Origin of the sequence: Micromonospora sp. C28SCA-DRY-2, assembly GCF_030519475.1 — a bacterium.
GTDB lineage: Bacteria > Actinomycetota > Actinomycetes > Mycobacteriales > Micromonosporaceae > Micromonospora.
The window spans coordinates 222569-243792 of record NZ_JAUMKD010000005.1 but is presented as its reverse complement, the minus strand read 5'-3'; the positions used below and the strand labels follow the sequence as shown (position 1 = coordinate 243792).

The following is a 21224-nucleotide window of genomic DNA, read 5'->3' as shown; positions in this document are numbered from 1 at the left end:
CGTCCGGGTGACCCGGGCTACGCCCGCCCGCCGGCCGGCGGCGCCGGGAGGTCCAGCACGTACGCGCCGCCCTCCGGGCGGAAGCCGAGCCGGTGGTAGTAGGGGGCGACCATGCCGGGCGGGCTGACCACCCGGCGGAAGCCCCGGTCGGTGAAGAGCCGGCTGCGCCGGTAGACGAACTCGCCCGGGGTGAAGTCCCGGAACCGCTGGGTCACGTAGTCGAGGTCGATCTGGGCCACGCCGCCGGGTTCGGCGTGCGAGAGCACCACGCCGACCACCTCGTCCGCGCGGACCACCATAAAGGCCGAGCGCTCGGCGGCGGTGCCGGGCGGCCAGCGGAAGCCGGGGTTGAACCGGGCGATGTCGGCGCCGTGCACCCGCAGGGTGTGGGCGAGGAACTGGTCGTCGACGCCGACCTCGACCACCCGGTAGGTCTCCTCGTCGTGCCGGGTGGCCAGCATCTTCCGCAGATACCAGACGTTGATCACGGCCAGCACCACGTTGAGCCCGACCATCGGCCAGACGGCCAGCGCGGCGTTGTAGCCGATCAGCACCAGGCAGCCGAGCAGGTTGAGGGCGCGCAGTCGCAGGATGCGCGCCTGCAGCAGCGACCAGACCAGCAGCGCGGAGCCGGCCCAGCCGATCAGATCCAGCCAGTTCACCCCGCGAGGGTAGTGCCCGCGCCGGGCGGTGCCGGCGCCGGGAGCGGGCCGCGGACCGGGCGGGCGCCGCGGCGGCTCAGCCGGTGAGCTCCAGCAGGTACTCCTCGACGTCGTGGCCGCGGCCGGCGGCGTAGCCGTGGTCCTCGCCACAGATGACGAACCCGCACTTGCGCAGCACGGCGAGCGAGCCGGCATTGTCCTTGGCGGCCCGCGCGTGCAGCGGACGCTTGGGCACCTCGCGCAGCAGCGCGGCCAGGGCCCGGGTGGCGTAGCCGCGGCCCCAGTGCTGCCGGTCGATCCAGTAGCTGACCTCGGTGCGCTCGCCCACGGGGAAGGCGTGCACGTGCCCGACCACCCGGCCGTCGACGGTCACGGTGCGGGAGACGATCTCCGGATTGCCGCGCACCCGCTTCCAGTGGGCGGCGAAGCCCTCCCGGTCGGCCGGGTCGTCGACGGTGAAGGCGGCCATCCGGATCGCCTCCGGATCCAGCTGGTGCCGGTAGAACTCCGGCAGGTCGTCGTCGTGAACGGGGCGGAGCTGCAGGTCGGCGGTCACGGGCCCGAGGATAGGACGGGAGTGTGACATCCGGGACCTCCGGCCCGCCAGCCACCCCGTCCGGCCCTGTCCGGGCCGTCGCCGGCATTGCTACCAATGAATCGGATGCCGAGACGGCGGGCGGAGCGGAGGCCGGGATGTCGACGTACGGCAGGGCGGAGGGCGACCGGAGCCGGGCCACGGCGCGGCCGGCCGGTCCCGGATCCGACTCCCGTGAGGAGGTGCCGCGATGACCGCGATCTTCAACCCCACCGGGCCCGCCCCGCTGGCCCCACCGGTCCGGCCGGCGTCCGAGCCGCCCGGCCAGCCGGCGGTACGCGGACCCGTCGGCCCGGTGCTGGAGCTGCCCGGCACGCCCGGCGCCGCGCTGGTGCCGGTGACCCACCAGGGCCGCCCGGTCGGCGCGTTCGTCCTGTCCGGCGGGCGGGTGCGGTACCGGCCGGTGCCGGACCCGGACCGGTTGCTCGCCGCCGGCGCCGGCGTCCTCGCCGCCGGCCTGCTCGCCGCCGGGGTGGTCGCGGTCGGCCGGCGGCGCCCGCCGGCGATCGGCGCGGTGACCATGGGCCCGGGTGGCTGGGTGAGCCTGAAGGGGCTGCCCGCGCCCGGCCCGCGCGCCGCCCGGCCGGCGCGCCCCTGGTGGGCCCGGCTGCTGCGGGCGCACCGCCTCGTCGTCCAACGATGACCTGGTCGGGGTCGGCGGTTCGCCGGCCCCGACCCGCACCGGCCCCGGCGCCTGGCGGGGCCCCGGCCGTCCCGGACCGGACGCGCCACTCGCCCCCCGGTGGCGCTCCGGCCCGGGACGGCCCGTCCGCGGGCGGCATCGGCCCGCGGATGGTCCTCCGGCCGAGTACGGTCGGTGGCATGCGCCTGCCCACCGCCGCGACCACCGCGGGCTCCCTCATCGGCGGGTGGCAACTCGCCCGCCGCACCGGCAACCGTCCCCTCGGCGGCGTGGTCCTCGCCGCGGGCGGTGTCCTGGCCGGACGGGAGTGGGCCCGGCGGACCAGCCCCGCGGTGACGACGGCGCTGGTCGCCACCTACCTCGGGGCGTTCGGCCTGTCGCACCCGCTGGCCCGGCGCATCGGCGCCTGGCCCGCCGTGCTGGCCGTCTCGGCGCTCACCGCGGCCACCGCGTACGCCGTCGCGGACCGCCGCGATCCCCGCTGAGCACCACCCGGTCCCCCGCCGACGGATCGCACCCCGGTGGAACGGCGTGCCGGCCGGCGACGGCGGGCGGACAATGACCCGATGAGGAGACTGGTGGGCAGCGGAGTCCGACGTGCGCGCGGAGTGCGGGCGTCCGGCGCGACGGCGGTCGGCGCCCGGGCGGTCGGCGCGGCGGCGACCGGGGCGGCTGCCGTCGGCGCCCGGGCCGGCGGCGCGGCGTCCGTCGGCGCGCTGGCGATCGGCGCGCTGGCCACCGGGGCCGGCGCCGTGGCGGTGCTGGCCATCGGGCGGCTGGCGATCCGCCGGGCGGTGATCCGCGAGCTGCGCATCGGACGGCTGGAGGTCGACGAGCTGGTCGTGCGCCGCCGGGTGGACGTCCCCGGCGACGACTGACGGCGGCGGGCCCGCGCGGTGCCGCCGGATTGGCCGCCGCGCAGGGCGGGGCCGGTCGGCGCACGGGTGGCGCGGGTCAGCCCGCGCCGGGCTCCGGCGTCGGGTAGCCGTACAGCTCGATCAGCCGGCCCCGGGCGGCGTGCAGCCGGTCCACCACCACGCTCATGAACCGCGTGGTGAGCTGCCGGCCGAACGCGTCGTCGGACTCCATCAGCCGGCGCAGCCCGGCGGCGTTGAACTCCACGGCGGTGCTGCGGCGCACCGCCACCGCGCCGAACTGCCAGCGGTAGGGCGGGAAGAGCCAGGACCAGCCGAGCACCCCGCCCGGCCCGATCTCCTCGATCTCCACGTCACCCCGTCCGGGCACCTCGAAGTCGAGCGCCACCTGCCCGTCGCGGACCAGCCAGCACCGCTCGGCCGGCTGGCCGGCGCGGAACAGCCGGTGCCCAGGGTGCCAGACCACCGGGCGGGCGTACCCGGCCAACCGGGGCAGCCACGGCTCGGGGAGCCCGGCGAGGAAGGGGTGTGCGCGGAGCACGTCGAGGGTGGTCATCGCGTACCCCTCTCCGGTGGGTGTGCCGGACCGGCCGGTCGTCCCATTCGACCGCATCCGGGCCGGCGGCGCGAGGGTGGAGAGCGGGGCGGTGTGCCGCGGGGCGCGCGGCGAAGCGGCGGAGGGTGATGTGGCGACCAGGGTGGACGTGGACGTGGCGGTGGGCACCCCGATCGAGCCGACCGGCGGGCTCGGCTCGGCGGAGGCCGCCGCGCGGTTGCGCGCGGACGGGCCGAACGCGGCGTCGCCGCCGCCCCGCCGGCACCTCGCCGCCCGGATCCTGCACCAGCTCACCGACCCGCTGGTGGCCCTGCTGCTGGCCGCCGCGGTGGTCACCACCGTGCTTCGCGACTACCCGGACACCGCGGTGATCGTGCTGGTCGTGCTGGTCAACACCGCGATCGGGGTGGTCCAGGAGGTACGCGCCGACCGGGCCATCGCCGCGCTCGACCAGCTCGCCGCGCCCACCGCCCGGGTGCTGCGCGACGGCCGGGACGTGGTGCTGCCCGCCGCCGAGCTGGTCCGCGGCGACGTGGTGCGGGTCGAGGCGGGCGACGTGGTCCCCGCCGACCTGCGGCTGACCGAGGCCAGCCGGCTGCACCTGGACGAGTCGGCGCTGACCGGCGAGTCGGTGCCGGTCGGCCGGGACGCCGGCGAGGAGGCCAGCGCCGGCACGGTGGTCACCACCGGCCGGGCCACCGGCACCGTGGTGCGCACCGGCCCGGCCAGCGCGCTCGGCCGGATCAGCGCGCTGGTGGCGGCCACCCGGCCGGCCGCGACGCCGTTGCAGCGCCGGCTGACCTCGCTGGGCCGCGTCCTCGGGCTGGCCGCGGTGCTGCTCTCCGGGCTGGTCTTCGTGATCGGCGTGCTCGGCGGGCGGCCGGTGGTGGACATGGCGGTGACCGCGGTCAGCCTGGTGGTGGCGGCGGTGCCCGAGTCGCTGCCGGCGGTGGTCACCCTCGCCCTCGCCCTCGGCGCCCGCCGGATGGCCGGGGCCCGGGCCATCCCGCGCCGGCTGCACGCCGTGGAGACCCTCGGCTCGGTCACGGTGATCGCCTCCGACAAGACCGGGACGCTCACCGAGGGGCGGATGGCGGTGCAGCAGGCCGTCACCACCGACGGCGCCCGGTACGCGGTGACCGGCCGCGGCTACGCCCCGCACGGCGCGGTGCACCGCCGGGGCGAGCCGGTGGCCGTACCGGAGGAGCTGCGCCGGCTGGCCCGGGCCGGGCTGCTCTGCAACGACGCGACGCTGGCGCCGCCGACCGACGAGCGGCCGGAGTGGACCGCCGTTGGCGACCCGCTGGAGGCGGCGCTGGTCGCCTTCGCCGCGCGCTGCGGCCTCGATCCGTCGGCCACCCGGTCGGCCTGGCCGCGGGTCGCCGAGCACCCGTTCGACCAGGAGCTGCGCCGGATGACCACGGTGCACCGCTCCTGTGACGGCCGGTACCTGGTGGTGTGCAAGGGCGCGCCGGAGAACGTGCTGACCGCGTCCGTGCTGGACGCCACCGCCGAGGAGATCGCCGAGCTGACCGCCACCGCGCACCGGCTGGCCGGCGAGGGGCTGCGGGTGCTCGCGGTCGCGTCCGCTCTGCTGGGCGCGCCACCGGCCGACCCGGCCCGGCCGGCCGGGCTGCGGCCGATGGGGCTGGTCGCCGTCGGCGACCCGCTGCGCGCCGGCGCGGCGGACATCGCCGGCAGCTTCGACACCGCCGGGGTGCGGCTGGTGCTGGTCACCGGGGACCACCCGGCGACCGCCGCGGCGATCGGCGGGCAGCTCGGGCTCTGGCGCGAGGGCGACCCGCTGGTCCGCGGCGATGACGAGGACCCGGCCCGGGCGCATCCCGAGACCCGGGTGTACGCCCGCACCCAGCCGGAGCAGAAGCTGGACATCATCGCCGGTCTGCAGTCCCGGGGGCACGTGGTGGCGATGACCGGCGACGGCGTCAACGACGCCCCGGCGCTGCGCCGCGCCGACATCGGGGTGGCCATGGGCGGCGGTACCGAGGTGGCCCGGCAGGCCGCCGACCTGGTGCTGGTCGACGACGACCTGTCCACGGTGGCCGCCGCGATCGGCGAGGGGCGGCGGATCTACGACAACATCCGCCGGTTCCTGCGCTACGCGCTCTCCGGTGGGGTCGCCGAGATCGCGGTGATGCTGCTCGGCCCGCTGTTCGGGTTGGCCGTACCGCTGCTGCCGGCGCAGATCCTCTGGGTGAACCTGCTCACCCACGGGGTGCCGGGGGTGGCGCTCGGCGCGGAGCCGGCGGAGCCCGGCACGCTGCGGCGGGCCCCGCGCTCCCCGCAGGAGTCCGTGCTCGGCGCGGGCCTCGGCCGGGACGTGCTGGTCACCGGGGCGCTGATCGCCGCCGTGGTGCTCGGCGCCGGGGTGCTCGCCCGGCACTGGGACCGCCCCTGGCAGTCGGTGGTCTTCGTGGTCCTCGGCCTGGCCCAGCTCGGGGTCGCGCTCGCGGTCCGCGCGCCGCGCCCGCGCGGCGCCGGACGCGGCAACCTCGCCCTGCCGGTCGCGGTGGCGGTGTCGGCGCTGCTCCAGGTGGCCGGGGTGCTGCTGCCGCCGCTGCGGGAGCTGCTCGGCACCGCGCCGCTCGGCGCGGCGGAGCTGCTCGCCTGCGCCGCGGTGAGCGTGCTGCCCGGGCTGGTGCTGTGGCTGGCCCGCCGGCCGCGGGCCGCGGCGCCCGGCGCGCCGGGCGGCGGTGACCCGGTCCTCGACGGTGACCCGGTGGTCGAGGGCGAACCCGTGCCGGCGCGGTCGCGCTGATCGGCGACCGGCCGGTGGGGTTCACCCGGCCGGGGGCAGCTCGGCCAGCCGGCCCGCCTGCTCGTGGTACTCGGCCCCGGTGCGCGGGCAGACGTACCGGCCGTCGCCCTTGGCGACCAGCGGTTCGCCCGCCCGCCCCACCCAGCCCACCCGGCGGGCCGGAACGCCGACCATGAGCGCGAAGTCGGGGACGTCGCGGGTGACCACGGCACCGGCCGCGACCAGTGCCCACCGGCCGATCGCGACGGGTGCCACGCAGACGGCCCGGGCACCGATCGAGGCGCCCTCGCCGACCAGGACCCCGACCGCTGTCCAGTCCGCGCCGCTCTTGAGCCGCCCCTGCGGGGTCACCGCGCGGGGGTACTCGTCGTTGGTGAGCACCGCGGCCGGCCCGACGAACACGCCGTCGGCCAGCTCCGCCGGCTCGTAGACGAGGGCGTGGTTCTGCAGCTTGACGTTGTCGCCGAGCCGGACCCCGGGCCCCACGTACGCGCCCCGGCCGATCACGCAGTCGCGGCCGACCGAGGCGTCCTCCCGGATCTGGGCGAGGTGCCAGACGCGGGTGCCGGGACGGATGGTGGCCCGTTCGTCCACGTCGGCCGTCGCGGCGATCCGCACCCCGTCCGGCCGCGCCCGGTGGGCATCCGTCATGTCCGCCTCCTTCCCGCCGCGGCGATCCTATGCGGGCTGGGAACGGTAGACGCTCGGCGACAAAGCCGATGTCAGCAAGCCGACGCAGGACCGGGAACGAACCGTCCGAGGACGGCGGACAACCCGAACGGACCTGTCGACCCCGGCGGCACCGCCGGATTTCCGGCTGCGCTATGGCGTACCGGGCGACGGTGTGGCTAGCTTGCCGGACGGACGTCGCCCACCGATCCCCTCCGCGAACGCGCTCTGTCCCGCCTAGCGAAACGGATGCTCCGTGAACTCATCGCACGTCGCCGCCGACGACCCGATCGGTGTGGCCGTCGTCGGCGCCGGCTACTGGGGGCCGAACCTCGTCCGCAACTTCCAGGCGTCCACCGACTTCCGGCTGCGCTGGCTCTGCGACCTGGACGTGGGCCGCGCGGAGCGGGTGCTGGGCGGCTACTCGACCGTCCGGGCCACCGACGACCTCACCGCGGTGCTCGCCGACGACTCGGTCCGGGCGGTGGCCATCGCCACCCCGGCCGGCACCCACCTGGAGGTGGCGACGGCGGCGCTGCGCGCCGGCAAGCACGTGCTGGTGGAGAAGCCGCTGGCGGCGAGTTTCGCGCAGGGGCGGGCGCTGGTGGCCGAGGCGGAGCGGCGGGGACTGTCGCTGATGTGCGACCACACCTACTGCTACACGCCGGCCGTGCTGCGCATCCGCGACCTGCTGCACTCCGGCGACCTGGGCGAGTTGCAGTACCTCGACTCGGTGCGGATCAACCTCGGGCTGGTGCAGCGCGACATCGACGTGATGTGGGACCTCGCCCCGCACGACCTGTCCATCATCGACTTCATCCTGCCGGCCGGGGTGGCACCGGTCGCGGTGGCCGCGCACGGCGCGGACCGGATCGGGGCGGGCCGCGCCTGCGTCGCGTACCTGACGCTGCGGTTGAACACCGGGGCGATCGCGCATATCCACGTCAACTGGCTCTCCCCGGTGAAGATCCGCACCACCATCATCGGCGGCTCGAAACGCACCCTGGTCTGGGACGACCTGAACCCCAGCCAGCGGCTGTCCATCTTCGACCGGGGGGTGGACGTGGCCTCGGCGGAGGAACTCGGCGACGAACAGCGCCGGGACATGCTGGTGTCGTACCGCTCGGGAGACATGGTGGCGCCGGCGCTGACCGAGCGGGAGGCGCTGCGCACCATGGTCGAGGAGTACGCGCGGTCGATCCGCAGCGGCACGCCGGCCCTGACCGACGGGCGGGCCGGCCTGCGGGTGATCGCCATCCTGGAGGCCGCCTCGCGCAGCCTCGCCGACGGCGGAAGATCGGTCAACCTCAGCGAGTGGATCGACGCGTGATGCGGCGCGTCGGTGCACCCGCGCTGCCCCGCGGGGCACGGACGGAAGCGGAGTGTCGGCATGAGTGCCGTTGAGATCGCCGGAGCGCGTGCCCTGGTCACCGGTGGCGCGGGCACCATCGGCTCGCACGTGGTGGACCAGTTGGTCGCCGGCGGCGCGGCCGAGGTGGTGGTGCTGGACAACTTCGTCCGGGGCCGGCGGGAGAACCTGGCCCACGCCCTGCCGCACGGCAGCGTCCGGCTGGTCGAGGGCGACATCCGCGACGCCGGGCTGGTGCACGAGCTGACCCGGGGCCGGGACCTGGTCTTCCACCTCGCCGCCATCCGGATCACCCAGTGCGCGGAGGAGCCGCGACTGGCCAACGAGGTGCTGGTCGACGGCACGTTCAACGTGCTGGAGGCCGCGGCGGCCGCCAAGGTGCGGAAGGTGGTCCTCTCCTCGTCGGCCTCCGTGTACGGGCTCGCCGACGAGTTCCCGACCAACGAGCGGCACCACCCCTGGCACAACGACACCTTCTACGGCGCCGCGAAGGCGTTCAACGAGGGGATGCTGCGCAGCTTCCACCGCATGTACGGCCTGGACTACGTCGCCCTGCGGTACTTCAACGTCTACGGCCCCCGGATGGACATCCACGGGCTCTACACCGAGGTGCTGATCCGCTGGATGGAGCGGATCGAGGCCGGGACTCCCCCGCTGATCCTCGGCGACGGCCGGCAGACGATGGACTTCGTGCACGTCGCCGACATCGCCCGGGCCAACATCCTGGCCGCCCGCGCGGACGTGACCGACGAGGTGTTCAACATCGCCAGCGGCACCGAGACCAGCCTGGTCGAGCTGGCCCGGGCGCTCAGCGAGGTGATGAAGTCCGACCTGGCGCCGGAGCACGGCCCGGCCCGCGCGGTCAACGGGGTCACCCGCCGGCTCGCCGACACCACCGCCGCCGAGCGCGGGTTGGGCTTCCGCGCCGAGATCGGCCTGCACGAGGGGCTCCAGGGGCTGGTCGACTGGTGGCGGGCCGAGAAATGAGCGGCCCGCGCATCCCGGTGATGATCCCCCGGCTCGGCGAGGAGGAGGCGCAGGCCGCCGCCGAGGCGGTCCGCTCGGGCTGGGTGGCCCAGGGGCCGCGGGTGGCCCGGTTCGAGCGGGAGTTCGCCGCGCGGGTGGGCGCCGGCCACGGGGTGGCGGTCAGCTCCTGCACCACCGCGCTGCACCTGGCGCTGGTGCTGCTGGAGATCGGCCCGGGCGACGAGGTGATCGTGCCGTCGTTCTCCTTCATCGCCACCGCCAACGCGGTGCGCTACGTCGGGGCGGAGCCGGTCTTCGCCGACGTGGACCTCGCCACCGGCAACCTGACCGTGGCGACGGTCGACGCGGTGCGCACCCCACGCACCCGGGCGGTGATCGCGGTGCACCAGGGCGGGGTGCCGTTCGACGTCGCCGCGCTGCGGGAGGCCGCCGCCGGCTGGGCGCTGCCGCTGGTCGAGGACGCGGCCTGCGCCGCCGGCGCCACGGCGTACGGGCGGCCGGTCGGCGCCGGCGCCACCGTCGCGGCCTGGTCGTTCCACCCCCGGAAGCTGCTGACCACCGGCGAGGGCGGGATGCTCACGGTGGACGATCCGGAGTGGGCCGCCCGGCTGCGCCGGCTGCGCGAGCACGGGATGAACGTCTCCGCCGCCGATCGGCACGCCAGCGCGCAGCCGGTGCTGGAGGCGTACCTGGAGACCGCCTTCAACTACCGGATGACCGACATCCAGGCGGCGATCGGGCTGGTCCAGCTCGGCCGGCTCACCGAGCTGGTGGCGCAGCGGCGCGCGCTCGCCGCGCGCTACCACGACCTGCTCGCCGGCATCGAGGGCCTGGTGCCGGTCCGCGACCCGGCCCACGGCGAGACCAACTACCAGTCGTTCTGGGTGCTCGTCGACCCGGCGTACGGCGTGGGCCGCGACGAGGTCCTCGCCGAGCTGGCCACCGCGGGCGTGTCGGCCCGGCGCGGCATCATGGCCGCCCACCTGGAGCCGGCGTACGCCGACGTGACGCCCGCGCCGCTGCCGGTGACCGAGCGGCTGACCCGGGACTCGCTGATCCTGCCGCTGCACCACGCGCTGACCGAGGCCGACCAGGACCACGTGGTCGGCGTGCTGCGCAAGCTGGCCCGTTGATGCGCGACCTGGTCATCGTCGGCGCGGGCGGGTTCGCCCGGGAGACCGCCGCGGCGGTCCACGCGGCCAACGAGGCCCGCCCGACCTGGCGGCTGCGCGGCTTCCTGGACGACGACCCCGCGCTGCACGGCACCGTCCGCGCCGGGACACCGATCCTCGGCGGCACCGACCGGCTGGCCGACCTGCCGGAGTCGGCGGTCGTCGTCTGCGTCGGCAGTCCCCGCGACTACCGGGCGCGGCAGCGGATCGTCCGGCGGCTCGGCCTGCCGGCGCGGCGCTACGCCACGATCGTGCACCCGTCCGCCGTGGTCGGCGCCGGCAGCGTCCTCGGTCCCGGCACCGTGCTGCTGGCCGGTGCGGTGCTCACCGCGGACGTGACCGTCGGCGCCCACGTCGCGGTGATGCCGCACGCCGTGCTCACCCACGACGACCGGGTGCACGACCACGTGACCATCGCCTCCGGCGTCCGGCTGGGCGGCGGCGCGGTGCTGCGGCTCGGCGCGTACGTCGGCGCCGGCGCCCTGCTGCGCGAGGGCGTCACGGTCGGCGAGTGGTCGCTGGTCGGGATGGGTTCGGTGGTGCTGCGTGACGTGCCGCCCGGCGAGGTGTGGGCCGGCAACCCGGCCCGGCGGCTGCGCCCGGTCGAGGAGCCGGGGGCAGCCGAGCACGGGCCGGCGCCGGCAGCGTCGGTGGCGGCGGTGGGGGAACTGGCCGTGACGAGGGTTGTGGGGAGCTGACCATGCCGGGAGTACCGCTCGTGGATCTCGCCGCCGCGCATGCGGAGGTGGCGGAGGAGGTGGAGGCCGGCTTCAAGCGGGTCATCGCCGACACGGCCTTCATCGGCGGCGCCGAGGTCGCCGCGTTCGAGAGGGAGTACGCCGCGTTCAGCGGGGTGCCGCACTGCGTCGGGGTGGCCAACGGCACCGACGCGCTCGAACTGGCGCTGCGCGCCGTCGGCGTCGGGCCCGGCGCCGAGGTGATCCTGCCGACGAACACCTTCATCGCCACCGCGGAGGCGGTCGCCCGGGCCGGCGCGCGACCGGTGCTGGTCGACTGCGACCCGGAGACGTACCTGATCGACGTCGAGGCGGCGCTGGCCGCGGTCACCCCGGCCACCCGGGCGGTCGTCCCGGTGCACCTCTACGGGCAGTTGGCGCCGGTGGAGCGGCTGCGGGCGGGCCTGGCCGGCCGCGCCGTCGCCGTCGTCGAGGACGCCGCGCAGTGCCAGGGCGCCACCCGGCACGGGCGCGGGGCCGGCAGCGACGGCATCGCCGCGACGAGCTTCTACCCGGGCAAGAACCTGGGCGCGTACGGCGACGCGGGCGCGGTGGTGACCGCCGACGCCGAGCTCGCCCGGACGGTCCGCACGCTGGGCAGCCACGGCGGCCTGACCAAGTACGCGCACGACATCGTCGGGGTGAACAGCCGGCTGGACGGGCTCCAGGCGGTGGTGCTGCGCGCCAAGCTCGCCCGGCTGGCGGCCTGGAACGCGGCGCGGCGGGCCGCCGCCGCCCGGTACGACGCGCTGCTGGCGGCGGTGGACGTGACCCGCCCGGTGACCCTGCCGGGCAACGAGCACGTCTGGCACATCTACTGCGTCCGGATCCCGGGCGACGGTACCCCGGCCCGGCGGGACCGGGTGCTGGCGCGGCTGAACGCGGCCGGGGTCGGCGCGGGCATCCACTACCCGGTGCCGGTGCACCGCACGCCCGCGTTCGCCGATCTCGGTCACCGGGAGGGGGCGTTCCCGCGGGCGGAGCGGATCGCGTCCGAGCTGCTGTCGTTGCCGATCTACCCGCAGATCACCGCGGACCAGCAGGAGGCCGTGGTGGCGGCGCTGACCGCGGCGCTGGCCGGCTGACGGGTCGGGAGGGGCCGCCGGCCGGGGCGTACCGCGCGCGGCCGACGGTGGGCGGCCCGCCGGATGGCGGGTCGGGAGGTGGGAAACCGTGTACGTGACGCTGCGGGACCGGCCGGGGGACACCGGTCCGGACCGGCCCCGGACCGCCCTGCGCCGCGTCTCCGGCACCGTCGTGCTGCTCGGCACGGTCAGCCTGCTCACCGACGTGTCCTCGGAGATGGTGGCCTCGGTGCTGCCGCTGTACCTCACCGCCGTGGTCGGCCTGAGTCCGGTCGCGTACGGCTTCCTGGACGGCGTCTACCAGGGCGTGAGCGCCCTGGTGCGGATCGCCGGGGGCTACGCCGGCGACCGCGGCCGGCGGCCGAAGTGGGTGGCCGCGGCCGGCTACGGGGTCTCCGCGCTGAGCCGGCTGGCGTTGCTGCCGGCGGCGGGCTTCGCGGCGGTCACCGCGGTGGTCACCGCCGACCGGTTGGGCAAGGGCCTGCGCACCGCGCCCCGGGACGCGCTGATCGCGGCGGCGTCCCGGCCGGAGGCGCTGGGGCGGGCGTTCGGCGTGCACCGCACGCTGGACACGATCGGCGCCGCCGCCGGCCCGCTGGTCGCCTTCGCCCTGCTGGCCACCGTGCCGGGCAGCTACGACTCGGTCTTCGTGGTCTCGTTCGCCTTCGCGGTCGCCGGGCTGGCGGTGCTGGTGCTGCTCGTGCCCGACCTGCCGACCGCGTCCGGCGCGGTCCGCGCCGGCGTGCGCCGGGTCGTCACCCAGGTCGCCGGGGTACGGCTGCGACGACCGCTGCTGGCCGCCGCGCTGCTGGGCCTGGTGACCGTCGGCGACGGCTTCCTCTACCTGACCCTGCAGGACCGGGACGACTTCGCCGCCCGTTGGTTCCCGCTGCTGTACGTGGGCACCAACGTCGCCTACCTGGCCCTGGCGGTGCCGCTGGGGCGGCTCGCCGACCGGGTCGGCCGGGGCCGGGTGTTCGTCGGCGGGCACCTGGCGCTGCTCGGCGGCTACCTGGTCGCGGCGCTGCCCCGCGGCGGCGTCGGGCTCACCGTCGTCGTCCTGCTGCTGCTCGGCACCTGCTACGCCGCCACCGACGGCGTGCTGGCGGCCCTGGTGAGCCGGCTGGTGCCGGCCGACAGCCGGGGCACCGGGATCGCCGCCGCCCAGACCACCGTGGTGCTGGCCAGGTTCGCCGCCTCCGTCCTGTTCGGACTGGTCTGGCAGCTGTACGGCCCGCGACCGGCGCTGGTGCTCTTCGCCGTGCTGCTGGCCGGCGTCGTGCCGGTGGCCGTCCGGCTGCTGCGCGGCGCCGACCACCCGGCCACGCCGGCCAGCCCGGGAGCCTCGGAGCGAGAGAGCGGAGTGGCGACATGAGCGAGCCGACGGGTGGGCTCGGCCCGCGGGCGCGGTTGGCCGTGCTGGCGGTGGTGCTGCTGGTCGTGGCGGTCGGGGCGGGCGGCTACGTCTGGCGGGTCCGGCAGGACCAGGTGGTGGTGCGGGCGGCGGCGACCGGCGCGCCGACCCGCGCCGACCTGCCGGCCGTGCGGAGCGAGCCGCACCTGGTGTTCCGGAACACGGCCCTGGGCCCCGACTACGGCCGGGTGGCGTTGGTGCCGCTCGCGGCGCCGGCGGGGCCGCGCGCGGTCACCGGGGCCTCCTGCGAGCGGGTCCACGCGACCCGAGCCGAGGCGCTCTGCCTCGCCGCCGACCGCGGCCTGGTGACCACCTACCGGGCGCAGGTGCTCGACGCCGACTGGGCGCCGCGGCGGGACCTGCCGCTGGTGGGCACGCCGAACCGGGCCCGGCTGTCCCGGGACGGGTCGCTGGCGGCGACCACCACGTTCGTCCAGGGCGACTCGTACGCCAACCCGGGGCAGTTCTCCACCCGCACCCTGGTCAGCCGGGTCGACGGCGAGGTGCTCGGCGACCTCGAGGAGTTCGCGCTGGTCGTGGACGGGAAGCGGGTCACCGCGATCGACCGGAACCTGTGGGGGGTGACCTTCGCCGACGACGACCGCTTCTACGCCACCGCCGCCTCCGGCGGGCGGACCTGGCTGGTCGAGGGCAGTCTCGCCGCGCGCCGGGTCACCGCGCTGCGCGAGGACGCGGAGTGCCCGTCGCTGTCGCCGGACGGCACCCGCGTCGCGTTCAAGAAGCACGGCGACCTGCCGCCGGGGCGCTGGCGGCTGGCCGTGCACGACCTGAGGACCGGCACCGAGACGCTGCTCGCCGAGACCCGCAGCGTCGACGACCAGGTCGAGTGGCTGGACGACCGGACAGTCGTCTACGGCCTGCCCCGCGCCGACGCCACGTCGGCCTCCAGCGACATCTGGGCCGTCCCGGCCGACGGCGGCGGGCAGCCGCGGCTGCTGGTCGCCGACGCCTGGTCGCCGGCCGTGGTCCGGTGACCGGTGCGCCGACCGGTGGCCGGACGGGTGTGCCGACGGGTGCCCGCCGACCGGGCTCAGGACGACGGGGCGAGCGGCTTGCCGTCGCTCCACACGTTGTCCTGCCACACGTTGCCCGGCGCCGACCGGGCGTAGGAGGTCACCGGCCCGTACGAGCCGCACCGGCCGTTGCCGCCCCGCTCGAAGACGTTGCCGGTGACCACGATCCCGCTGACCTGCGTGCCGTACCGCTTCTTCTCGTCGAAGCCGCCGTAGAGGCAGTAGGACATCTGGTCGGAGGCGACGAAGAGGTTGTCGCGGATGGTGTAGTTCGCGTTGGGCCCGAAGTCGCCGAAGATGGACACGTCGGCAGTGCAGCCGCCGCCGCTGGCGTTGCCGCGCCGGTCGCAGGCCAGGGTGTTGTGCACCAGCCGGATGTCGCTGCCCCCGTTGGACAGGAAGGCGTTGAGGTGCCAGTCCTCGCCGTCGGGCAGGTACTGGCCGTGCAGCCAGGAATCCTGGACCAGGCAGTTGCGGTAGCAGTTGACGCTGGTCTGCCCGCCCCGGATCTCGGAGCGCAGCACGGTGAGGTTCTCGAAGCCGACGGTGTGCTCGTAGGCCTGCCCGCCGTCGACCTCGGAGTCCTCGACGCGCAGCGAGTGCTCGCCGCCCTCCAGCCGGATCGTGCCGTCGACGCGGCTGGACCGGATCACCACGTTCGCCGCCTTGACCAGCAGCGAGCAGCGCACGTGCCGGCGCTCGATCACCGTGCCCGCCCGGGTGATGGTGCACGGCCCGGAGTACCGGTCCAGCCGCACCCCGTCGGGCACCCCGGTGTTGCCGGCGCCGGGGAAGTCCGCCGACCCGGTAGCGGCGGACGGTGTGGCGCCGGCCGCACCGGTGGGCCGGGCGCCGAGCCGTTCGCTGGCGCGGGGCGCCGCCGACAAGGTCGCACCGTCGGGCCCGTTCGCCACCGGCTCGCTCGGCTCCCCTCCCGTGGTGGCGGCCCGGTCGGTGTCCCGCTCGGCCACCGCCGCGACCGTGCCGCCGGCGGCCACCGCGGCCAGCAGCGCCAGGGCCGCGCCGAGCGCCACCCGGCGACGCCGTCGCCCGCCCGGCGCGGCGAGGCCGGCGGCCGGCCGCGTGGTCTGCCGCACGCCCGGGTCGCCGGCTACGGCCGGCGGTCGGCGACGAAGGCGGCGAGGCTGCCCAGCGTCTGGAACAGCTCGGCGGTCACGTCCCCGTCGTCGACGGTGAAGCCGAACCGCTCCTCGATCGCCGCAACCAGTTCGAGCACGGCCATCGAGTCCAGCTCCGGCAGGCTCTCCAGCAGCGGTGTCGACGCGTCCAGCCCGGCCGCCCGGTCCTCGATGCCGAGCACCGAGACCAGGACCTCCCGGACCTCGTCGAGGGTTTCCGCGTGCGTGACGTCCACAGCTTCTCCTTCTCGGGCGATCAGACCAGGACCTCGGCCGGGGCCGGGTGACTGAGGAAGGCGGTCGGGCTGGCGGTGAGCCCGTACGCGCCGGCCTGGAACAGGACGATGAGGTCGCCGACGTCCGCCCGGGGCAGCGTGACGGCGTCGCCGAGCAGGTCCAGCGGGGTGCAGAGGCAACCGACGACGGTCACCGTCTCGGCCGGCTCGGCGTCGACGCGCTCCGCCACCGCGATCGGGTAGTTGCGCCGGATCACCTGGCCGAAGTTGCCGGAGGCGGCGAGCTGGTGGTGCAGTCCACCGTCGACCACCAGGTAGGTGCGGCCCCGGGAGACCTTCCGGTCGACCACCCGGGTGACGTAGACCCCGCACTCGCCGACGATGTAGCGGCCCAGTTCGACCACCACCCGCGCCCCCGGCAGCCCCTGCCGGATCGGCCCGCGGGCCAGCTCGGCGAGGTTCGCCCCGATCGCCGGGAGGTCCAGCGGCCCGTCCCGCTCGGCGTACGGGATGCCGAAGCCGCCCCCCAGGTTGAGGTAGCGCACCGGCAGCGGGGACTCCTCGGCCAACCGGAGCGCCAGCTCGACGGTGCGGCGCTGGGCCTCGCAGAGGCTGTCGGCGCGCAGGTTCTGCGAGCCGGCGAAGACGTGGAAGCCGAGGAACTCGACGTCGGCGTTGGCCAGTTCCTTGAGCAGCGCGGGCACCCGCTCCGAGTCCACCCCGAACTGTTGCGGTCCGCCGCCGAGGCGCATGCCGGAGCCCTTGACCGCGAAGTCCGGGTTGACCCGCACCGCCACCCGGGGCCGCAGCCCGAGCAGCCGGCCCAGCGCGGCGACCCGGTCGGCCTCGTTCTCCGACTCCATCTCGATGGTGACCCCCGCCGCGATGGCCTGGCGCAGCTCCGGGTCGGTCTTGCCGGGGCCGGCGAAGCTGACCCGGTGCGGCGGCATCGGCGTGTCCAGCGCGGTGCGCATCTCCAGGGCGGAGGCGACGTCGAAGGAGTCCACCAGCCCGGCGAGGTGCTGCACCACGGCGGGCATCGGGTTCGCCTTCACCGCGTAGCTGAGCTGGACCTCGCCCGGCAGGGTGGCCCGCAGCAGCGCCACCCGGTCGCTGAGCAGCCGCCGGTCGTACGCGAAGAAGGGCGTGCCGCCGACGCGCTCGGCGAGGCGGTCGACCGGTACGCCGCCCACGGCGAGCCGGCCGGCGTCGCGGTCGAAGGCGGCGGCGGGATGGTGGGTCACGAGGTCAACTCCCGGCGTAGCAGGTTCCGGTCGAACTTCCCGTTCGGCGACCGGGGCAGCGCGGGGCGCACCACGATCTCCCGGGGCAGCATGTACGGCGGCAGCTCCCGCTTCAGGGCGGCCAGCAGCGCCGCGCGGTCGAGGTCGGCGCCCTCGGCCGGGCTGGCCACCAGGACCACCCGCTGGCCGAGCACCGGGTCGGGCAGGCCGAGCGCCACCGCGTCGCGGGCGAGGCCGCTGTCGTAGACGATCTCCTCGATCTCGGTGGGGCTCACCCGGTAGCCGGAGGTCTTGATCATGTCGTCGCCCCGCCCGACGAAGTAGAGGAAACCCTCCTCGTCGCGGACCACGGTGTCGCCGGACCACACCGCCGGCTCCGGCAGCAGGTTCCCGTCCCGGCCGGGGGCGGGGCGGAACCGCTCGGCCGTGCGCACCGGATCGTTCCAGTAGCCGAGGGCGACCAGCGCGCCCCGGTGCACCAGCTCGCCCTCCTCCCCCGGCTCGCAGCAGGTGCCGTCCGGGCGGACCACGAGGATCTCGGCGTTGGGGATGGCCTTGCCGATCGAGTCGGGCCGGCGGTCCACCTCGGACGGGTCGAGGTAGGTGGAGCGGAACGCCTCGGTGAGCCCGTACATCAGGTAGGGCCGCGCGGCGGGGAAGACGGCGCGCAGCCGCTCCAGGGTGGCCTTCGGCATCCGGCCGCCGGTGTTCGCGAAGTACCGCAGGTGCGCGCTGGCCTCCGCCGGCCAGCTCTGCCCGGCCAGTTGCGACCACAGCGGCGGTACGCAGGTCAACCCGGTGACCCGGTGCCGGGCGCAGAGGCGCACCACGTCGCCGGGGAGCAGGTAGTTCATCAGCACCACGTGGGCGCCGACGGTGAAGGCGGTGGTGAGCTGGCTGAAACCCGCGTCGAAGCTGAGCGGCAGCACGGCCAGGATCACGTCGTCGGCGGAGTTCGCCAGGTAGCCGCTGACGCTCGCCGCGCCGGCGAGCAGGTTGCGGTGCGAGAGCACCACGCCCTTCGGCTTGCCGGTGCTGCCCGAGGTGTAGAGGATCGCGGCCACGTCCACGTCGATCCCGCTGCTCTCGGGCGGGACCGGGTCGCCGTCGCGCAGCGCGGCCCAGGCGGTCACCGTACGGCGGTCGGTCCCGTCGCCCGCGCCGCCGACCAGGACCACGTGCTCGACCGACTTGACCTGCTCCAGTTCCTCGCGCAGCAGCGCGTACCGCTCCGGGGTAGTGACCAGCACCCGCACCGCGCAGTCGGCCAGGATGTGGCCGACCTGCCGGGGTCGCAGCACCGGGTTGACCGGGACGAAGACACCGCCGGCCGCGGCGGCGCCGAAGACCGCCTCGACCGCCTCGATCCGCTTCTCGGTCCACACCGCCACCCGGTCGCCGCGCGCCAGGCCGAGCCGGCGCAGGCCCCCGCCGACCGCGGCCACGCCCCGCCACAGCCGCGCGTAGCTGACCGTGTCGTCCTGGTAGGTCAGTGCGGGGGCCTCGCCCCGGCGGGCGGCCGCGTCGGCGACGAGCTGGTGAAGCTGAGTAGGCATGTGGGGGGTTCCGTCCCTCTCGTCCGGGCGCCGGGTCACCAGCTGAGGCAGACCAACTCGCTGTAGAGGTAGTCGACGTCGTCGGGGTCGAGGCTGTCGCTGCGGAACATCTTGCGCCGGGTGTCCGGCAGCAGCACCGACAGCGGCGGGCGCGCGCCGACCAGCCGCAGCTCCGCGAGGGTGGCGACAACGCCGTGCCGCAACAGCAGGTGGCGCAGCAGCGGCCGGTGCATCCGGCGGAACAGCGCCGGGTTGCTGACGTGGAGGATCGACGCGAACAGCGGCAGGCTCTTGCGGCGGTCGCGGCGGAACACCACGTAGCTGGACTCGTCGCCGTCGACCAGCACGACGTGCCGGGCGGCCGGGGCGTCGGCGTGGTCGAGGTAGTGCGCCAGCTCGTGCCCGGTCAGCGTCCGGCGGATCACCTCCGGGTCGGAGCTGACCACGCGACGGCCGGGCAGCGAGGGCCAGGGCAGGTTCGGCAGCAGCACGGTGGTGGTCGGCAGGAAGCGGAACCCGAGCCGGGTGTTGATCGGTACCACGTTGCCGCTCGGCGAGAGGTCGGTGAAGTGGTGACCGGGCTGGGCCAGCAGCGCCTTGAGCAGCTTGAGGCTGTGGAAGCGGTACTCGGGCAGCACGCACCAGGCACCGAGGTTGCAGAACCGGGCCGGCCGGCCGGCCACGGTGCGCTCGGCGTAGAAGGCCAGCAGCACGCCGACCACGGCACCGTCGTCGCCGACCAGCATCATGCCGTGGTTGGGGGCGTCCACCTGCCAGGGCACGTCGACCGCGCGAACCCACGCCTGGACGGGGACTCGACCGTTAAGGTGGGTATGAAGGAACTGTCCTGCCGCCGCCACCCGCGGCCCGGTGATGGGCTCGACCCGGACCGCCATTCAGGTCGTCCGGCCGGGGGCGGGACGACGGTGCCACCCGGCGGGGCGCGGGTCGTCGGCAGAGTGGACGGACCACGGCGGGCCGCCGAACCAGCTCCGGTCTACCACCGCAGACTCCCTCGAACGTCCGACGTACGTGGCCCCCGACCGGCCGTGGCGCGATCCGGCCCGGGCGGCCGCTCCGGCGCGGGGCTGCGGCGACGATACCTCGCGTTCGCGCCGGGGATCCGTCGCTGAGCCGGATATCCGTCAGTCGTCGGCCCTAACCTGCCCGGCCGGCCGGGCGGAGGCCGACGGTCGCGGAACCGGTGCGCACCAACCGGGTCCGGTTGTCGACCGTCCCGTTCTTCCCGCCACCCCACCCGGCGTCGCCGGGACGACGCACCGATGCGCGCCGCGGCCCGAGCCGCGCGCACCTGGACTGTGAGGAGTGGACCATCATGAAGCCCAGACGCGGGTTCCACCGGCACCGGCGACTCGCCGTCGTCGGTGCGCTGGCGGCGCTGCTCGCCGCGTCCGGCGCGCTCGCGGCGAGCTCGTCGGCGGGCAGCCGCCCCACGTCGGCGCAGCCCGGCCCGGCGGTGCGGGCCGGCACCCCGGCGGCCGACGCGCAGTATCGGCGGGCCCACCGGTCGCCCCGCCCGAAGAGGTCCAGGACCCAGCCGCCCGCCGTCGGCTCACCGCGCCCGTCCACGCCCGCCCCGACGGCCACCTCGTCACCCCGCCCCACGCCGTCCGCGGGCGGCGGCCGCGGCTGCGCGTTGCCGGCCTTTCCCACCGCCGCCTGCACGGGAGTGCCGCCCGGCTGGACGCCCACGGTGCGGCACCAGGGCGACCTGGTCGTCACCCGGGCCGGCACGGTGCTCACCGACCACCTGGTCACCGGGAGCATCCTGGTCCGGGCGGAGAACGTGGTCATCCGCCGCACCCGGCTGTACGGCACGGTCGACAACTTCCTCGGCGACCGCGTCCACGGCGGGCTGCTCGTCGAGGACTCCGAGGTGGTGAACCCGCCCGGCGAGGAGTTCTCCACCGACCAGCACTACGCGTTCGGGGTGGCGAACTACACCTGCCGCCGCTGCAAGGTGGTCAACCGGATGGAGGGCTGGCGGATCGGGGCGAAGGACTACCCGGGCGCCGGGCCGGTGACCATCGAGGACTCGTACGCCCGACTCGCCGTGCCGCCGGGCATGTGCCGGTCGGTGGACCCGCACGGCGACGGCATGCAGAGCTACCACGGGCCGAGCGTCGTGCTGCGGCACAACACCATCGACCAGCGGCTGGACGACTGCCCGACCGCGCCGGTCTTCATCCCCGACCAGCGCAACGACGGCGGGACGATCCGCGACAACCTGCTCGCGGGCGGGGGCTACTCGCTGCGGGTGACCGGCGGCTGGTTCCCGGCGATCACCGGTAACAAGATCGTCCACAACTCGTACGGCTACGGTCCGGTCGACGTCGACTGCCGCAAGGTCGGCGACTGGAGCGGCAACGCCACGGTCCGGTACGACTGGGTCGCGGGCCGGGTGCTCAGCGAGGTGACCCCGCTCGACCACTGCCGCTGAACCAGCCGGGA

General features: G+C 75.8%; 21 protein-coding genes. 12 read left to right on the top strand and 9 right to left on the bottom strand.

Going from position 1 to position 21224, the window contains the following annotated elements; all coding sequences use genetic code 11:
- Nucleotides 1–17 precede the first annotated feature (17 nt).
- Together Q3W71_RS21845 and Q3W71_RS21840 are read right to left on the bottom strand one after the other, a co-directional pair.
- Complete coding sequence (locus Q3W71_RS21845) at nt 18–662, bottom strand: hypothetical protein (RefSeq protein ID WP_302921242.1); 645 nt, start codon at nt 660–662, stop codon at nt 18–20.
- Nucleotides 663–738: 76 nt separating this feature from the next.
- Nucleotides 739–1218, bottom strand: coding sequence for a GNAT family N-acetyltransferase (locus Q3W71_RS21840; RefSeq protein WP_302921241.1), 480 nt, complete (start codon nt 1216–1218; stop codon nt 739–741).
- 229 nt (nt 1219–1447) lie between these two features.
- Here Q3W71_RS21840 and Q3W71_RS21835 point away from each other — a divergent pair, with 229 nt between their 5' ends.
- The 3 genes from Q3W71_RS21835 (at nt 1448) to Q3W71_RS21825 (ending at nt 2778) form a co-directional block, all read left to right on the top strand.
- Nucleotides 1448–1900, top strand: a complete 453-nt coding sequence (locus Q3W71_RS21835) for a hypothetical protein (RefSeq protein WP_302921240.1) — start codon at nt 1448–1450, stop codon at nt 1898–1900.
- Between the two features lie 179 nt (nt 1901–2079).
- Nucleotides 2080–2385 carry a hypothetical protein gene (locus Q3W71_RS21830; protein WP_302921239.1) on the top strand — a complete coding sequence of 102 codons (306 nt, stop codon included), beginning with the start codon at nt 2080–2082 and terminating at the stop codon, nt 2383–2385.
- Nucleotides 2386–2466: 81 nt separating this feature from the next.
- The gene (locus tag Q3W71_RS21825) at nt 2467–2778 is read left to right on the top strand and encodes a hypothetical protein (protein WP_302921238.1); all 312 of its coding nucleotides are present in this window, start codon (nt 2467–2469) and stop codon (nt 2776–2778) included.
- Between the two features lie 76 nt (nt 2779–2854).
- On the opposite strand, the gene Q3W71_RS21820 is transcribed toward Q3W71_RS21825, so the two are convergent.
- Entirely contained in the window at nt 2855–3331 is a 477-nt protein-coding gene (locus Q3W71_RS21820) for a cyclic nucleotide-binding domain-containing protein (protein ID WP_302921237.1), read from the bottom strand.
- A 130-nt stretch (nt 3332–3461) separates the two neighbouring features.
- Here Q3W71_RS21820 and Q3W71_RS21815 point away from each other — a divergent pair, with 130 nt between their 5' ends.
- Nucleotides 3462–6110, top strand: coding sequence for a cation-transporting P-type ATPase (locus tag Q3W71_RS21815; protein ID WP_302921236.1), 2649 nt, complete (start codon nt 3462–3464; stop codon nt 6108–6110).
- Nucleotides 6111–6131: 21 nt separating this feature from the next.
- Here Q3W71_RS21815 and Q3W71_RS21810 read toward each other — a convergent pair whose 3' ends face one another.
- Nucleotides 6132–6761: an acyltransferase gene (locus Q3W71_RS21810; protein WP_302921235.1), complete on the bottom strand. Its 630-nt coding sequence runs from the start codon at nt 6759–6761 to the stop codon at nt 6132–6134.
- A 274-nt stretch (nt 6762–7035) separates the two neighbouring features.
- On the opposite strand from Q3W71_RS21810, the gene Q3W71_RS21805 reads away from it, so the two are divergent.
- The 7 genes from Q3W71_RS21805 (at nt 7036) to Q3W71_RS21775 (ending at nt 14538) form a co-directional block, all read left to right on the top strand.
- Nucleotides 7036–8109 (top strand): Gfo/Idh/MocA family protein, encoded by a 1074-nt coding sequence (locus Q3W71_RS21805; protein WP_302921234.1) that lies wholly within the window; start codon nt 7036–7038, stop codon nt 8107–8109.
- A gap of 60 nt (nt 8110–8169) precedes the next feature.
- Entirely contained in the window at nt 8170–9135 is a 966-nt protein-coding gene (locus tag Q3W71_RS21800; RefSeq protein WP_302921233.1) for an NAD-dependent epimerase/dehydratase family protein, read from the top strand.
- Nucleotides 9132–10268, top strand: coding sequence for a DegT/DnrJ/EryC1/StrS aminotransferase family protein (locus Q3W71_RS21795; RefSeq protein WP_302921232.1), 1137 nt, complete (start codon nt 9132–9134; stop codon nt 10266–10268). The genes Q3W71_RS21800 and Q3W71_RS21795 overlap by 4 nt, the downstream gene beginning before the upstream one ends.
- Nucleotides 10268–11005 (top strand): acetyltransferase, encoded by a 738-nt coding sequence (locus Q3W71_RS21790; RefSeq protein WP_302921231.1) that lies wholly within the window; start codon nt 10268–10270, stop codon nt 11003–11005. Before Q3W71_RS21795 ends, Q3W71_RS21790 begins: the two co-directional genes overlap by 1 nt.
- Nucleotides 11006–11007: 2 nt before the next feature.
- Nucleotides 11008–12129, top strand: a complete 1122-nt coding sequence (locus tag Q3W71_RS21785; RefSeq protein WP_302921230.1) for a DegT/DnrJ/EryC1/StrS aminotransferase family protein — start codon at nt 11008–11010, stop codon at nt 12127–12129.
- An 88-nt stretch (nt 12130–12217) separates the two neighbouring features.
- Nucleotides 12218–13504: an MFS transporter gene (locus Q3W71_RS21780; RefSeq protein WP_302921228.1), complete on the top strand. Its 1287-nt coding sequence runs from the start codon at nt 12218–12220 to the stop codon at nt 13502–13504.
- Nucleotides 13501–14538: a hypothetical protein gene (locus Q3W71_RS21775; RefSeq protein WP_302921227.1), complete on the top strand. Its 1038-nt coding sequence runs from the start codon at nt 13501–13503 to the stop codon at nt 14536–14538. The genes Q3W71_RS21780 and Q3W71_RS21775 overlap by 4 nt, the downstream gene beginning before the upstream one ends.
- 56 nt (nt 14539–14594) lie before the next feature.
- Here the strand turns inward: Q3W71_RS21775 and Q3W71_RS21770 are convergent, their stop codons facing one another.
- The 5 genes from Q3W71_RS21770 to Q3W71_RS21750 are packed head-to-tail and all read right to left on the bottom strand — an operon-like array spanning nt 14595 to nt 19522.
- Nucleotides 14595–15674 carry a hypothetical protein gene (locus tag Q3W71_RS21770; protein WP_302921226.1) on the bottom strand — a complete coding sequence of 360 codons (1080 nt, stop codon included), beginning with the start codon at nt 15672–15674 and terminating at the stop codon, nt 14595–14597.
- Nucleotides 15675–15688: 14 nt separating this feature from the next.
- Complete coding sequence (locus Q3W71_RS21765; RefSeq protein WP_302921225.1) at nt 15689–15952, bottom strand: acyl carrier protein; 264 nt, start codon at nt 15950–15952, stop codon at nt 15689–15691.
- A gap of 20 nt (nt 15953–15972) precedes the next feature.
- Complete coding sequence (locus Q3W71_RS21760; protein WP_302921224.1) at nt 15973–17196, bottom strand: pyridoxal-dependent decarboxylase, exosortase A system-associated; 1224 nt, start codon at nt 17194–17196, stop codon at nt 15973–15975.
- Nucleotides 17193–18752 (bottom strand): acyl-CoA ligase (AMP-forming), exosortase A system-associated, encoded by a 1560-nt coding sequence (locus tag Q3W71_RS21755; protein ID WP_302921223.1) that lies wholly within the window; start codon nt 18750–18752, stop codon nt 17193–17195. The genes Q3W71_RS21760 and Q3W71_RS21755 overlap by 4 nt, the downstream gene beginning before the upstream one ends.
- Nucleotides 18753–18787: 35 nt before the next feature.
- A complete protein-coding gene (locus tag Q3W71_RS21750) occupies nt 18788–19522 on the bottom strand; it encodes a hypothetical protein (RefSeq protein WP_302921222.1) in 735 nt (244 codons plus the stop codon).
- Nucleotides 19523–20088: 566 nt separating this feature from the next.
- On the opposite strand from Q3W71_RS21750, the gene Q3W71_RS21745 reads away from it, so the two are divergent.
- On the top strand, nt 20089–21213 hold the full coding sequence (locus tag Q3W71_RS21745; RefSeq protein WP_302921221.1) for a hypothetical protein: 1125 nt from the start codon (nt 20089–20091) through the stop codon (nt 21211–21213).
- Nucleotides 21214–21224 lie beyond the last annotated feature (11 nt).